The organism is Neptuniibacter sp. QD37_6, assembly GCF_047778085.1.
Classification (GTDB): Bacteria; Pseudomonadota; Gammaproteobacteria; order Pseudomonadales; family Balneatricaceae; genus Neptuniibacter.
The window spans coordinates 3,344,360-3,359,552 of the sequence record NZ_CP180550.1 but is presented as its reverse complement, the minus strand read 5'-3'; the positions used below and the strand labels follow the sequence as shown (position 1 = coordinate 3,359,552).

Sequence of the window (15,193 nt, the reverse complement as noted above, 5' to 3'; positions counted from 1 at the left end):
GCCTTTTTCCGTTATTTATAGACAGCAAATAAATAGCGGTAACACAGTCCGAAACGGGTTTTCGGCCTGCTTATAAATTGGTGCACTTGCTGGGGAACACTGATGGCTTATTCATACACTGAAAAGAAACGCATCCGTAAGGACTTCGGTAAATTGCCGCAAGTAATGGATGTGCCTTACTTGCTGGCAATTCAGCTTGACTCCTATAAAAAGTTTTTGCAGACAGGGGTTGAAGCAGCAGATCGTTTAGATGCTGGTCTGCATGCAGCATTTAACTCCGTCTTCCCGATCGTGTCCTATTCTGGAAATGCATCTCTAGAATATGTTGGCTACCGTCTGGGTGAGCCTGTATTTGACGTAAAAGAGTGTCAAATACGCGGTATTACATACGCAGCGCCTTTGCGTGTGAAAGTTCGTCTGGTTATTTATGACCGTGAATCCAGCAACAAAGCCGTAAAAGACATCAAGGAACAAGAAGTCTACATGGGCGAAATGCCTTTGATGACTGAAAACGGAACTTTCGTAGTTAACGGTACTGAGCGTGTAATCGTATCTCAGCTACACCGTTCACCAGGTGTGTTCTTCGATCACGATAAAGGTAAAACACACTCTTCTGGTAAGCTACTTTACTCTGCGCGAGTGATTCCTTACCGTGGTTCTTGGTTAGACTTTGAATTTGATCCAAAAGATAGCCTATTCGTACGTATTGACCGTCGTCGTAAACTGCCAGCAACTATCTTGTTGCGGGCTTTGGGTTACCAGGCTGAAGAGATCCTAGATATCTTCTTCGATAATACGACTTGGAACCTAACGACTGATGCAATCAACATGCAGTTGGTAGCAGATCGTTTACGTGGTGAAACGCTGTCTTTTGAAGTGAAAGACCCTGAAGGTAATGTGATTGTTGACGCGGGTCGTCGTATCACGCCTCGTCACATTCGTCAGATGGCAAAAGCCAATATGGAACAGCTTGAAGTACCATTGGAGTACTTGGCTGGTAAGGCAATTGCGAAAGATGTCATTGATCCATCTACTGGTGAGTTGATCTGTGGCTGTAACGCTGAGATTACAGAGGAACTGGTTGAACAGCTTCGTGCTGCAAATATCACTGAGTTCGAAACTCTGTACACGAATGACCTAGATTGTGGTCCATTCATCTCTGATACGCTACGTAACGATCCTACGCGTAACCAGTTAGAAGCATTGGTAGAAATCTACCGTATGATGCGTCCTGGTGAGCCACCAACAAAAGAATCTGCTGAAGCATTGTTCGAAAACCTTTTCTTCACTGAAGAGCGTTACGATCTTTCTGCTGTTGGTCGCATGAAGTTCAATCGTCGTCTAGGTCGCGAAGAAGTTACTGGTTCTGGCGTACTAGACAAAGAAGATATTCTTGAGGTTATGAAGACCTTGATTGATATCCGTAACGGTAAAGGTACCGTGGACGATATTGATCACTTGGGTAACCGTCGTATCCGTTCTGTTGGTGAAATGGCAGAAAACCAGTTCCGTGTAGGTCTGGTTCGTGTTGAACGTGCTGTTCGTGAACGTCTAAGCATGGCGGAATCTGATAACCTGATGCCTCAGGATCTAATCAATGCTAAACCTGTTGCGGCTGCAATTAAAGAGTTCTTCGGTTCATCTCAACTGTCTCAGTTTATGGATCAGAACAACCCGCTTTCAGAAGTAACTCACAAGCGTCGTGTTTCTGCATTAGGTCCAGGTGGTCTAACGCGTGAGCGTGCGGGCTTCGAGGTACGTGACGTACACCCAACTCACTACGGTCGTGTATGTCCAATCGAAACGCCGGAAGGTCCAAACATCGGTTTGATCAACTCTTTGGCAACATTTGCTCGTACAAATGACTATGGTTTCCTAGAGACTCCATACCGTCGTGTAGTAGATGGCAAAGTAACAGATGAGTTGGATTACCTATCTGCGATTGAAGAGAATACATTCGTAATCGCACAGGCGTCTGCAACAATGGATGACGAAAGTCGTCTATTGGATGAGCTTGTTACAGTTCGTCACCTAAACGAAACAACAGTAATGTCACCTGACAAAGTCCAGTACATGGACGTATCTCCACGTCAGGTTGTATCTGTTGCGGCATCATTGATTCCATTCCTAGAGCACGATGATGCGAACCGTGCATTGATGGGATCGAACATGCAGCGTCAGGCTGTACCAACACTACGTGCTGATAAGCCGCTAGTAGGTACTGGTATCGAACGTAACGTAGCTCAAGACTCCGGTGTATGTGTCGTGGCACGTCGCGGTGGTCTGATTGAGTCTGTAGATGCGAGCCGCATCGTTGTTCGTGTAAACGACGACGAAGTTACAGCGGGCGATGCAGGTGTAGATATCTACAACCTGACTAAATACACACGTTCCAACCAAAATACATGTATCAACCAGCGCTCTATCGTTAATCCTGGTGATACTGTAAAAGTTGGCGATGTTATGGCTGATGGTCCATCCGTTGATATGGGTGAGCTAGCACTTGGTCAGAACATGCGTATCGCCTTCATGCCTTGGAATGGTTACAACTTTGAGGACTCCATCCTAATTTCTGAGCGTGTAGTTCAGGAAGATCGTTTCACAACTATCCACATTCAGGAACTAACCTGTGTGGCGCGTGATACGAAATTGGGTTCTGAAGAGATTACATCAGATATTCCAAACGTTGGTGAGTCTGCACTAGCGAAGCTTGATGAAGCAGGTATTGTTCACATCGGAGCTGAAGTAGGCCCAGGTGACATCCTTGTAGGTAAAGTAACGCCTAAAGGTGAAAGCCAGCTAACACCAGAAGAGAAGCTGCTGCGTGCGATCTTCGGTGAGAAAGCATCTGACGTTAAAGATACATCTCTACGTGTTAAAACAGGTACTGTTGGTAAAGTAATCGACGTTCAAGTATTCACACGTGACGGCGTTCAGAAAGATGAGCGTGCGCTATCTATCGAGAAGGCAGAGCTTGACGCAATCCGTAAGGATCTAAACGAAGAGCTTCGCATCGTAGAGCAGGCAACGTTCGAACGTCTAGGTCGTGTACTTGTTGGCTTGAAAGCTGACGGTGGTGCAGGCCTTAAGAAAGGCGAAGAGATTACAGCTGAATTCTTAGCTGGATTGTCTAAATCTGATTGGTTCAACATCCGCGTTTCTGATGAAAATGCAGTTGAACAGCTGGAGCTAGCTCAGAAACAGCTGGAAGATCGTAAAGAATCTTTAGACAAGCGTTTCGAAGATAAGAAGAGCAAGCTGCAGACAGGTGATGATCTTGCACCTGGCGTCCTTAAGATTGTTAAGGTTTACGTTGCTACTAAGCGTCGCGTACAGCCTGGTGACAAGATGGCGGGTCGTCACGGTAACAAGGGTGTTATCTCTGTAATCATGCCTGTAGAAGACATGCCGTACGATGAGAACGGTGAGCCAGTAGATATCGTACTGAACCCACTGGGTGTACCGTCTCGTATGAACGTAGGTCAGATCCTAGAGACACACATGGGTATGGCTGCGAAAGGCTTAGGTCGTCGTATCAATGAGATGCTGGATCAGGAGCGTGAGCGTACTGAAACAGTAACTGAGATTCGTAGCTTCCTAGATCAGATCTATAATGCAGATCTGGGTGCTGGCATGAACAGCCGCACAGAAGATCTAGATAGCTTCTCTGATGATGAGCTCCTTGAGCTAGCTAAGAACCTATGTGGTGGTGTGCCTCTAGCTACACCTGCTTTTGACGGTGCGAAAGAGGTTGAATTGAAATCTCTACTACGTCTTGCAGGTTTGAGCGACACAGGTCAGTCAACGTTGTTTGACGGCCGTACCGGCAACAAGTTTGACCGTCCTGTAACTGTTGGTTACATGTACATGCTGAAACTGAACCACTTGGTAGACGACAAAATGCACGCTCGTTCTACTGGTTCTTATAGTCTTGTTACGCAGCAGCCGCTGGGTGGTAAGGCGCAGTTCGGTGGTCAGCGTTTCGGTGAGATGGAGGTATGGGCACTAGAAGCATACGGTGCTGCTTATACTCTACAAGAGATGCTTACAGTTAAGTCCGATGACGTGAATGGTCGTACGAAGATGTATAAGAACATCGTCGACGGCGATCACCGTATGGAGCCGGGTATGCCGGAATCCTTCAACGTACTTATTAAAGAGATCCGTTCTCTGGGTATCGACATCGAGCTCGAATCCGAATAAGCACAAAACTGTATACCAGGCGGGGGTCGCCTTCGGGCGGCCTCAAGCAAGAACTCCGTTAGGAGCTTGAAAGAATGAAAGATCTGCTGAATCTGCTGAAAACACAGGGCCAATCTGAAGAGTTCGACTCTATCAAGATCACTCTGGCCTCTCCGGAAATGATCCGTTCATGGTCGTACGGTGAAGTTAAAAAGCCGGAAACTATTAACTACCGTACGTTCAAGCCAGAACGTGAAGGTCTATTCTGTGCCAAAATATTTGGTCCAGTAAAAGACTACGAGTGCTTGTGCGGTAAATATAAGCGCATGAAACACCGCGGTGTTATCTGTGAGAAGTGTGGCGTTGAAGTAACGCTAGCTAAAGTTCGTCGTGAGCGTATGGCACACATCGAACTTGCTTCTCCTGTAGCGCACATTTGGTTCCTTAAGTCTCTGCCATCCCGTATCGGTTTGATGCTGGATATGACGCTACGTGATATCGAACGTGTTCTTTACTTCGAATCTTTCGTTGTAATCGATCCAGGCATGACTACGCTTGAGCGCGGTCAGCTACTGAACGATGAGCAGTACTTTGAAGCGCTAGAAGAGTTCGGTGATGAGTTCGACGCACGTATGGGTGCAGAAGCTGTTAAAGAGCTATTGTCTTCTATTGAGCTTGAAGAAGAAGTTAATCAACTGCGTGAAGAACTACCGCAGACTAACTCTGAAACTAAGATCAAGAAGCTTTCTAAGCGTCTTAAACTACTAGAAGCTTTCTACAAGTCAGGCAACAAGCCTGAGTGGATGATTCTTGAAGTACTACCAGTACTTCCACCAGATCTTCGTCCGCTAGTACCACTAGATGGTGGTCGTTTCGCGACATCTGATCTTAATGATCTTTACCGTCGTGTTATCAACCGTAACAACCGTCTTAAGCGTCTACTTGACCTTAATGCTCCAGATATCATCGTACGTAACGAAAAACGTATGTTGCAGGAATCTGTTGATGCATTGCTAGATAACGGCCGTCGCGGTCGTGCGATTACTGGCTCTAACAAGCGTCCTCTGAAATCTTTGGCTGATATGATCAAAGGTAAGCAGGGTCGTTTCCGTCAAAACCTTCTAGGTAAGCGTGTTGACTACTCTGGCCGTTCTGTAATCGTGGTAGGTCCGTACCTACGTCTACACCAGTGTGGTCTTCCTAAGAAGATGGCACTTGAGCTATTTAAGCCATTCATCTTCTCCAAGCTAGAGCTTCGTGGTCATGCGACTACAATCAAAGCGGCTAAGAAGATGGTTGAGCGCGAAGAAGCACTAGTTTGGGATATCCTAGACGAAGTAATCCGTGAGCACCCTGTACTACTTAACCGTGCTCCAACACTTCACCGTCTTGGTATCCAGGCATTTGAGCCGGTACTGATCGAAGGTAAAGCTATTCAGCTTCACCCACTAGTTTGTGCGGCATACAACGCCGACTTCGACGGTGACCAGATGGCTGTACACGTTCCGCTGACTATTGAAGCTCAGTTGGAAGCGCGTGCGTTGATGATGTCTACAAACAACGTACTATCACCTGCCAATGGTGAGCCGATCATCGTGCCTTCTCAGGACGTTGTATTGGGTCTTTACTACATGACTCGTGATCGAGTGAACGCGAAAGGTGAAGGCATGGTATTTGCTGACATCGAAGAGATCGCTCGAGCGCAAGGTGCCGGTGAACTTGATCTACAAGCGAAGATCAAAGTACGTGTTACAGAAAGCATTCGTGACATCGAAGGTAACCTAGAAACCATTACTGAAATGAAGGAAACAACGGCCGGTCGTGCTTTGTTGTTCGCAATCGTTCCAGCAGGTCTACCTTATGAGCTTGTTAACCAGCCAATGAAGAAGAAAGCGATCTCTCGCCTTCTTAACGAAGCGTACCGTCGCTGTGGTCTGAAAGATACAGTTATCTTTGCTGACCAGTTGATGTACATGGGCTTCCGTCAGGCAACTATGTCTGGTGTTTCTATCGGTGTTAACGACTTCGAAATTCCAGCTGAGAAAGCAACTATTATCGATGAAGCAGAAGCTGAGGTAATGGATATCGAACGTCAGTTTGCTGATGGTTTGGTAACTCAGGGTGAGAAATACAACAAAGTTATCGATATCTGGTCTCGTGCTAACGAATTGTTGGCTAAGAAGATGATGGATAACTTGAAGACTGAGCCGGTTGTTACAAAAGATGGTGAAGAGTCCGAGCAGGAATCTTTCAACTCTGTATACATGATGGCCGATTCCGGTGCCCGTGGTAGTGCTGCACAGATTCGTCAGTTGGCGGGTATGCGTGGTCTGATGGCTAAGCCGGATGGCTCAATCATCGAAACACCGATCACTGCGAACTTCCGTGAAGGTCTAAACGTACTTCAGTACTTTATCTCTACTCACGGTGCTCGTAAGGGTCTAGCCGATACGGCATTGAAGACAGCTAACTCCGGTTACCTAACGCGTCGTCTAGTAGACGTGGCACAAGACGTAGTTATCACAGAACATGATTGTGGTACTGAAGAAGGTCTTGTGATGGTACCTCTGATCGAAGGCGGTGACGTAGTAGTTGCGCTGGGTGATCGTGTACTAGGTCGTACAGTGGCTGTTGATGTTCTAGACCCGCAGGGTGTAGAAGTTCTAATCGAAGCGGGTACGCTGATCGATGAAGCGTGGAAGCATCGCCTAGAAAACGACGAGAAGTACTCTTCTATCGATGAGATTATCGTACGTAGTGCAATCACGTGTCGTACTCGTCATGGTATCTGTGCAAGCTGTTACGGTCGTGATCTAGGTCGTGGTCACTTGGTTAACCCAGGCGAAGCAGTAGGTGTTATCGCTGCTCAGTCAATCGGTGAGCCAGGTACACAGCTAACAATGCGTACGTTCCACATCGGTGGTGCGGCATCACGAGCAGCTGCCGTAGATAGCATTCAGGTTAAGAACGGCGGTGAAATTCGTCTTCACAACCTTAAGTTTGTAGAGCGTCCAGATGGTGCTTTGGTTGCAACTTCTCGTTCTGGTGAACTAGGTGTAACTGATGAGCACGGTCGTGAGCGTGAGCGTTACAAGCTTCCATACGGTTCTGTGATCAAAGTTAAAGACGGTAGCTCTGTTGAAGCAGGCGACATCGTAGCTAACTGGGATCCACATACCCACCCAATCATCTCTGAGGTGGCGGGTAAGGTAGAGCTTTCAGGCATGGAAGACGGTATTACCGTTAAGAGCCAGACTGATGAGCTAACAGGTCTATCTACAACTGAGGTATTGGACGTTAAAGATCGTCCAGCAGCAGGTAAAGATATCCGTCCTATGATCAAGCTATTGGATGCAAAAGGTAATGAAGTAATGCATCCAGGTACAGACTCTGCAGCGCAGTATCTACTACCAGCTAAAGCGATCATGAACCTTAGTGATGGCGCTGAAGTACAAGTAGGTGACGTTCTTGCACGTATTCCTCAAGAAGGTACTGTGAACAAGGATATCACCGGTGGTCTGCCGCGAGTTGCGGATCTATTCGAAGCACGTAAACCGAAAGAGTCTGCGATTCTTGCAGAAGTTTCTGGTCTAATCGGCTTCGGTAAAGAGACTAAAGGCAAGAAACGTCTTGTGATCTCTCCTAGTGATGCAGAGCCACATGAAACAATGATCCAGAAATGGCGTAACCTGAACGTGTTCGAAGGTGAGCATGTAGAGAAGGGTGAGGTTGTTTCTGATGGTCCGTCTAACCCACATGACATTCTACGCGTACTAGGTGTAGAAGAGCTGGCGAAATACATCACTGGTGAAATCCAGGACGTATACCGTCTACAGGGTGTAGGCATCAACGATAAGCACATCGAAGTAATTGTTCGTCAGATGCTGCGTAAAGTTGAGATCGTATCTGCGGGTGATTCTACATTCATCCCAGGTGATCAGGTTGAATACCAAGCTGTATTGGCAGAGAACGAAGAGCTAGAAGCTGCTGGTAAGATCCCAGCTAAGTACGATCGCGTACTATTGGGTATCACTAAAGCATCTTTGGCTACTGAGTCCTTCATCTCAGCAGCATCCTTCCAGGAAACAACTCGAGTTCTGACGGAAGGTGCGGTAACAGGCAAGCAGGACTTCCTGCGCGGCCTGAAAGAAAACGTGGTAGTAGGTCGTCTGATCCCAGCGGGTTCAGGTCTTGCTTACCATGAAGAGCGTAAGCGCAAACGTGCTCAACCTGCTGAAGGTGAGTCCGTGACAGTAAGTGCTGAAGAAGTTCAGCAGGCACTGACAGAAGCGCTAAATGCTTCAATGCCAGATGCTGAATAACAATTTATTCGAAAATATTGAATAAATAGTATCCAGTATTTGACGTTTAGGGCCGGAATTGATTAAAATTCCGGCCCCTTTGTGATTGGATTGTGTAAATCCAATTTTTTTATGGTGTTAAATCAAAACGTGGAGTTTGCTTAATGGCAACGATTAACCAGCTGGTACGTAAACCACGTAAACGCAAAGTTCAGCCAAGCGATGTTCGTGCATTGCAGGCTTGTCCTCAGCGTCGTGGCGTTTGTACCCGTGTATACACCACTACTCCGAAAAAACCGAACTCAGCACTACGTAAAGTATGTCGTGTTCGTTTGACCAACGGCTTCGAAGTTGCTTCCTACATTGGTGGTGAAGGTCACAACTTGCAGGAGCACAGCGTTGTTCTAATTCGTGGTGGTCGTGTTAAGGACCTTCCTGGTGTTCGCTATCACACAGTTCGTGGCGCACTAGATTGCTCAGGTGTTAATGAGCGTAAGCAAGGCCGTTCTAAGTACGGTGCTAAGCGTCCTAAGTCTTAATCGTCGTCCCAACATAGTGCTTTAGTTATCTAAACACTGTGTTGAATACACGGTAAGAGTAAGGCCTAGCATCAATTGCTTGGAATACCTGAAGACCTTTTAATTTAATGAGGGCTTATCAATGCCTAGAAGACGCGTCGCTGCAAAGCGCGAAATTTTACCGGATCCTAAATTCGGAAGCACAGTTCTTGCTAAGTTTATCAACCATGTAATGGTTCACGGTAAGAAGTCTGTAGCTGAGAAGATCGTTTACGGTGCTCTAGATAAAATCGAAGAGCGTTCTGAACAAGATCCAATCGAACTATTCGAAAAAGCTCTAGAAGCTATCCAGCCAGCGGTTGAAGTTAAATCTCGCCGTGTTGGTGGTGCTACATACCAAGTACCAGTTGAAGTGCGTCCTGCTCGTCGTATGGCTCTAGCTATGCGTTGGGCTGTAGACTCTGCTCGTGGTCGTGGTGAGAAGTCAATGGCTCTGCGTCTAGCAGGCGAGTTGATGGACGCTGCTGAAGGCCGTGGTGCTGCAGTTAAGAAGCGTGAAGACGTACACCGTATGGCTGAAGCGAACAAAGCATTCGCTCACTACCGCTTCTAAGATACTGAGGATTAAGTCGTGGCTCGTAAAACTCCTATCGCACGTTACCGTAACATCGGAATTTGTGCGCATGTAGATGCCGGTAAAACGACTACAACTGAGCGCGTCCTGTTCTACACCGGTCTTTCTCATAAGATCGGTGAGGTGCATGATGGCGCTGCGACAATGGATTGGATGGAGCAAGAGCAGGAGCGTGGTATTACAATTACTTCTGCTGCAACAACTTGCTTTTGGAAGGGTATGAACCAGCAGTTCGATGATCATCGTATTAATATCATCGATACTCCTGGGCACGTTGACTTCACCATCGAAGTAGAGCGCTCATTGCGTGTTCTTGATGGTGCAGTTGTTGTGTTATGTGCATCTTCCGGTGTCCAGCCTCAGACAGAAACGGTTTGGCGTCAAGCTAACAAATATGAAGTTCCGCGCATGGTATTCGTCAATAAGATGGATCGCCTTGGTGCGGATTTCTTCATGGTTGTAGATCAGTTAAAAGATCGTCTTGGCGCTAATGCTGTTCCAATCAATTTCCCGATTGGCGCAGAAGAAGATTTTGTTGGTGTTGTCGATCTGGTTCGCATGAAAGCCATTATGTGGAATGAAGCGGATCAGGGTATGACCTACGAGCTGGAAGATATTCCGGCTGATTTGCAAGATAAAGCTGATGAGCTGCGCGAGGAGCTGGTTGAAGCTGCTGCTGAAGCATCAGAAGAGCTGATGGAAAAATACCTTGAAGAAGGTGATCTATCAGAGGAAGAGATTAAACAGGGGCTTCGTGCTCGTACCTTGGATAACGATATTGTTCTTATGCAGGCTGGTTCTGCGTTTAAGAACAAAGGTGTTCAAGCTGTTTTGGATGCGGTTATCGAATACATGCCATCTCCGATTGAGGTTAAATCGATCGAAGGTACGCTAGATGATGAACAGGAAACTGTTGCACAGCGTGAGGCTGATGATGACGCGCCGTTCTCTGCGCTTGCATTTAAAATTGCTACAGACCCATTTGTGGGTACGCTTACGTTCGTACGTGTGTACTCGGGTGTTCTTAAATCGGGTGATGCGGTCTTTAACTCTGTTAAGGGTAAAAAAGAGCGTGTTGGTCGTATGGTGCAGATGCATTCTAACAACCGTGATGAGATTAAAGAGGTTCGCGCAGGCGACATCGCAGCTCTAATTGGTATGAAGGATGTAACTACGGGTGATACTTTATGTGATGGTGACAACAAGATTGTCCTTGAGCGTATGGAATTCCCTGCGCCAGTTATCTCTGTAGCGGTTGAGCCTAAGTCTCAAGCTGATCAAGAGAAGATGGGTATTGCGCTAGGTAAGCTTGCGCAAGAAGATCCATCTTTCCAAGTTGAAACAGATCAAGAGACGGGTCAGACAATTATTTCCGGTATGGGTGAGCTACACCTTGATATTCTCGTGGATCGTATGAAGCGTGAATTTAAGGTGGAAGCCAATATCGGTAAACCACAGGTAGCCTACCGTGAGAAGATCCGTCAGTCTGTTGACGCAAACCACAAGTTTGTACGTCAGTCAGGTGGTCGTGGTCAGTATGGTCATGTTGTCGTTGAATTTAGCCCTTCTGATGAAGAGGGTCTAGAGTTTATCAACGAGATTGTCGGTGGTGCTATTCCTAAGGAATACATCCCAGCTGTACAAAAAGGCATTGAGGAGCAGATGCATAACGGTGTCATTGCTGGCTATCCGTTAATCGGCCTTAAAGCACGTTTGTACGATGGGTCCTTCCATGATGTTGACTCCAACGAAATGGCGTTTAAAATCGCTGCATCACAGGCGCTTAAAAAGTACGCGCAAGAAGCAAATGCGTGCTTGTTAGAGCCAATGATGAAAGTTGAAGTTGTAACCCCAGAAGATTACATGGGTGACGTGATGGGTGACCTGAACCGTCGTCGTGGTCTTGTGCAGGGGATGGAAGACAGTTCTTCGGGTAAGATTATCAACGCTCATGTTCCGCTGGGTGAGATGTTCGGTTATGCGACCGATCTGCGCTCCGCGACTCAGGGTCGTGCGACTTACTCGATGGAGTTTCTCGACTACGCTGAAGCGCCACAAAATGTCGCTGACGCTGTAATCAATCAGAACTAATATTTTTATTCGCCTAATTACTTTGAGGTAATGAAAAGTGGCTAAAGAACAATTTGAACGCACGAAACCGCACGTAAACGTTGGTACAATTGGCCACGTTGACCACGGTAAAACAACGCTAACTGCTGCTCTAACACGTGTAGCTGCTGAAGTTTTCGGTGGTGAAGCGGTAGATTTTGCTAACATCGATAACGCTCCAGAAGAGCGTGAGCGTGGTATCACGATCGCGACTTCTCACGTAGAGTATGACACTCCAGAGCGTCACTACGCACACGTTGACTGCCCGGGTCACGCTGACTACGTTAAGAACATGATCACTGGTGCTGCACAGATGGATGGCGCTATCCTAGTATGTGGTGCGACTGATGGTCCAATGCCACAGACTCGTGAGCACATCCTACTGTCTCGTCAGGTTGGTGTACCTTACATCGTAGTATTCCTAAACAAAGCAGACCTACTTGCAGAAGACTGTGGTGGTGCTGACTCTGAAGAATACGCTGAGATGCTAGAATTGGTTGAAATGGAGCTTCGTGAGCTTCTAGACCAGTACGAATTCCCAGGTGACGACACTCCAATCGTTCCAGGTTCTGCTCTAATGGCTCTAAATGGCCAAGACGACAACGAACTAGGTACTACTGCTGTTAAGACTCTTCTAGAAACTCTAGATTCTTACATTCCTGAGCCAGAGCGTGCAATCGACGGTGCATTCATCATGCCAATTGAGGACGTATTCTCTATCCAGGGTCGTGGTACTGTAGTAACTGGTCGTGTTGAGCGTGGTATCATCAAAGTTGGTGAAGAAGTTGAAATCGTAGGTATCAAAGAAACTACGACTACTACTTGTACTGGTGTTGAGATGTTCCGTAAGCTTCTTGACGAAGGCCGTGCTGGTGAGAACGTTGGTGTTCTACTGCGTGGTACTAAACGTGAAGAAGTTGAGCGTGGTCAAGTGCTAGCAGCTCCAGGTTCTATTACTCCTCACACTCGTTTCGAGGGTGAAGTATACGTACTATCCAAAGAAGAAGGCGGTCGTCACACTCCATTCTTCAAAGGTTACCGTCCACAGTTCTACTTCCGTACAACTGACATCACTGGTGCATGTGAGCTTCCAGAGGGTGTAGAAATGGTAATGCCTGGTGATAACGTTAAGATGGACGTTACACTAATCAACCCAGTAGCAATGGAAGAAGGTCTACGTTTCGCGATTCGTGAAGGTGGTCGTACTGTAGGTGCTGGTGTTGTATCTAAAATCGTTGAGTAATTAATACTCTTTGATTTGAAAAAGCCCTCCTTGCGAGGGCTTTTTTGTGTCCGTTTATAAGCTGGCTCAGGGGTGTGGGTATGGATTGTTTGTTAATTGTACAAAATAATCCTGCTTACTGTTGACCTTCGAAGGTGACATAAGTAGAATTTGCGTCCCCCTCATAGTAGGGGGAGGTCGGCGTATGCCGTAAAATTATTTTTTGGAAATGTGTGATCGAAATGCAGAATCAGAAAATTCGTATTCGTCTGAAAGCCTTTGATCATCGCTTGATCGACTCTTCTGCGCAGGAAATCGTAGATACTGCAAAGAGAACTGGCGCTCAAGTACGAGGTCCGATCCCACTTCCTACTCGCAAAGAACGCTACACTGTTCTGATTTCACCTCACGTAAACAAAGATGCGCGTGATCAGTATGAAATCCGTACACATAAGCGTGTTCTAGACATCGTTGAGCCAACTGAAAAAACAGTTGACGCATTGATGAAGCTAGATCTTGCTGCGGGTGTTGAAGTGCAGATCAGCCTCGGCTAAAAGGCAACTGCGCAGAGTTAATTTTAATTAATGAAGCGCTTATTAAGTGTGGAATGCTCTGGAAAGGGCAGCCGTAGTGGGTAACAGCCCCGTACACAACTGGCAAGAGGTTTTAAAAGAAAATGTCTGTAGGTCTTATCGGACGTAAAGCGGGTATGACTCGCGTCTTCACTGAAGACGGCGTATCCGTGCCAGTCACCGTCATCGAAGTGGAACCGAACCGTGTTACTGCTGTGAAAACAGAAGAAACCGACGGCTACCAAGCAGTGCAGGTTACTACTGGTGCTAAGAAGGCTAACCGCCTTTCGAAGCCAGAAGCTGGTAACTTTGCTAAAGCTGGTGTTGAAGCTGGTCGTGGTTTGTGGGAGTTCCGCCTGTCGGGTGGCGACGAAGTCAACGTTGGCGACGAGCTAACAGTTGCGCGCTTCGAAGCTGGTCAGAAAGTTGACGTAACAGGTCAGTCTAAAGGTAAAGGTTTCCAGGGTGGCGTTAAGCGCTGGAACTTCTCCATGCAGGACGCGACTCACGGTAACTCTCTTTCTCACCGTGCTCCGGGTTCTATTGGTCAATGTCAGACTCCTGGTCGTGTTTGGAAAGGCAAGAAGATGGCAGGTCAAATGGGTAATGTTCAGGTTACTGTGCAGACCCTAGAAGTTGTTCGCGTAGACGCTGAACGCAACCTGTTGTTGATCAAAGGTGCTGTTCCAGGCGCAACTGGCGGTGACGTAATCGTTAAACCAGCTGTTAAAGCTGGCGCCTAAGGGGGTTTGAAATGAATCTGAATTTAGCTGGAGCTAATGGTTCGGTTGAAGTTTCCGACCTGGCTTTTGGTAAAGAATTCAACGAAACGCTAGTTCACCAAGTGGTTACAGCTTACTTGGCTGGCGGTCGTCAAGGCACTAAAGCTCAGAAAAACCGTTCTGCGGTTTCTGGTGGTGGTGCTAAACCATGGCGTCAAAAGGGTACAGGTCGTGCACGTGCGGGAACTAGCCGTTCTCCAATCTGGCGTGCCGGTGGTGTTACCTTCGCGGCTCAGCCGCGTGACTACGCTCAGAAAGTAAACAAGAAAATGTACCGCGCAGCAATGCGTTGCATCTTCTCTGAGCTTGTACGTCAAGAACGTCTGGTTGTTGTTGAAGATTTCGCTTTGGAATCTCCAAAGACAAAACAGTTTGTGGCTAAGCTGAACGAGCTTGAGCTGACTAACGCACTGCTGATTACTGAAGATGTAGAGCAGAACTTGTACCTAGCTGCACGTAACGTACCACACGTTGATGTACGTGATGCTGCTGGCGTTGACCCGGTTTCCCTGGTTGGCTTTGATAAAGTACTAGTTACTGTTGCTGCTCTGAAGAAAATCGAGGAGAAGCTGGCATGAAACAGGAACGCATTTATCAAGTGCTGCTGGGTCCGCACATCTCCGAGAAAGCTACTATCGTAGCTGATGGTTCTCAGCAAGTGGTATTCCGTGTGGCTAAAGACGCTACTAAACCAGAGATCAAACAAGCAGTTGAAGAGCTGTTCAACGTTAAAGTTAAAGGCGTGAACGTTCTTAATGCTAAGGGCAAAACCAAGCGTACTATGCGTGGTTTCGGCAAGCGTAGCGATGTGCGTAAAGCATACGTTTCTCTAGCTGACGGCTCTGAGATTGATTTCCTTGGTGGCGAGTAATA

The 15,193-nt window shown here is 47.0% G+C and carries 10 protein-coding genes; all 10 read left to right on the top strand.

All coding sequences use genetic code 11. The features are described 5' to 3' along the window. Window positions 1-102: 102 nt before the first annotated feature. Complete coding sequence (gene rpoB / locus ACMXYO_RS16080; RefSeq protein ID WP_415886132.1) at window positions 103-4,203, top strand: DNA-directed RNA polymerase subunit beta; 4,101 nt, start codon at window positions 103-105, stop codon at window positions 4,201-4,203. A 74-nt stretch (window positions 4,204-4,277) separates the two neighbouring features. Continuing rightward, a complete protein-coding gene (rpoC, locus tag ACMXYO_RS16075) occupies window positions 4,278-8,504 on the top strand; it encodes a DNA-directed RNA polymerase subunit beta' (RefSeq protein ID WP_415886131.1) in 4,227 nt (1,408 codons plus the stop codon). A gap of 143 nt (window positions 8,505-8,647) precedes the next feature. Beyond that, window positions 8,648-9,022 (top strand): 30S ribosomal protein S12, encoded by a 375-nt coding sequence (gene rpsL / locus ACMXYO_RS16070; protein WP_007021369.1) that lies wholly within the window; start codon window positions 8,648-8,650, stop codon window positions 9,020-9,022. Window positions 9,023-9,143: 121 nt separating this feature from the next. Beyond that, a complete protein-coding gene (rpsG, locus tag ACMXYO_RS16065) occupies window positions 9,144-9,614 on the top strand; it encodes a 30S ribosomal protein S7 (protein ID WP_415882741.1) in 471 nt (156 codons plus the stop codon). An 18-nt stretch (window positions 9,615-9,632) separates the two neighbouring features. Next, the gene (fusA, locus tag ACMXYO_RS16060; RefSeq protein ID WP_415886130.1) at window positions 9,633-11,726 is read left to right on the top strand and encodes an elongation factor G; all 2,094 of its coding nucleotides are present in this window, start codon (window positions 9,633-9,635) and stop codon (window positions 11,724-11,726) included. Between the two features lie 37 nt (window positions 11,727-11,763). Then, entirely contained in the window at window positions 11,764-12,987 is a 1,224-nt protein-coding gene (gene tuf / locus ACMXYO_RS16055; RefSeq protein ID WP_415886129.1) for an elongation factor Tu, read from the top strand. 221 nt (window positions 12,988-13,208) lie between these two features. Continuing rightward, a complete protein-coding gene (gene rpsJ / locus ACMXYO_RS16050; protein ID WP_075174125.1) occupies window positions 13,209-13,520 on the top strand; it encodes a 30S ribosomal protein S10 in 312 nt (103 codons plus the stop codon). A gap of 122 nt (window positions 13,521-13,642) precedes the next feature. Further along, window positions 13,643-14,281 (top strand): 50S ribosomal protein L3, encoded by a 639-nt coding sequence (rplC, locus tag ACMXYO_RS16045; RefSeq protein WP_415886128.1) that lies wholly within the window; start codon window positions 13,643-13,645, stop codon window positions 14,279-14,281. Between the two features lie 11 nt (window positions 14,282-14,292). After that, window positions 14,293-14,898 (top strand): 50S ribosomal protein L4, encoded by a 606-nt coding sequence (rplD, locus tag ACMXYO_RS16040; RefSeq protein ID WP_415886127.1) that lies wholly within the window; start codon window positions 14,293-14,295, stop codon window positions 14,896-14,898. Continuing rightward, window positions 14,895-15,191 (top strand): 50S ribosomal protein L23, encoded by a 297-nt coding sequence (gene rplW, locus ACMXYO_RS16035; protein WP_415886126.1) that lies wholly within the window; start codon window positions 14,895-14,897, stop codon window positions 15,189-15,191. Before rplD ends, rplW begins: the two co-directional genes overlap by 4 nt. Window positions 15,192-15,193: the final 2 nt, after the last annotated feature.

Excerpts from the sequence above, each read along its gene's own strand:
- rpoB (WP_415886132.1), top strand. The coding sequence starts at position 103 with ATGGCTTATTCATACACTGAAAAGAAACGCATCCGTAAGGACTTCGGT.
- rplD (WP_415886127.1), top strand. The coding sequence starts at position 14,293 with ATGAATCTGAATTTAGCTGGAGCTAATGGTTCGGTTGAAGTTTCCGAC.
- rplW (WP_415886126.1), top strand. The coding sequence starts at position 14,895 with ATGAAACAGGAACGCATTTATCAAGTGCTGCTGGGTCCGCACATCTCC.
- rpoC (WP_415886131.1), top strand. The coding sequence starts at position 4,278 with ATGAAAGATCTGCTGAATCTGCTGAAAACACAGGGCCAATCTGAAGAG.
- rpsG (WP_415882741.1), top strand. The coding sequence starts at position 9,144 with ATGCCTAGAAGACGCGTCGCTGCAAAGCGCGAAATTTTACCGGATCCT.
- rplC (WP_415886128.1), top strand. The coding sequence starts at position 13,643 with ATGTCTGTAGGTCTTATCGGACGTAAAGCGGGTATGACTCGCGTCTTC.
- rpsJ (WP_075174125.1), top strand. The coding sequence starts at position 13,209 with ATGCAGAATCAGAAAATTCGTATTCGTCTGAAAGCCTTTGATCATCGC.
- rpsL (WP_007021369.1), top strand. The coding sequence starts at position 8,648 with ATGGCAACGATTAACCAGCTGGTACGTAAACCACGTAAACGCAAAGTT.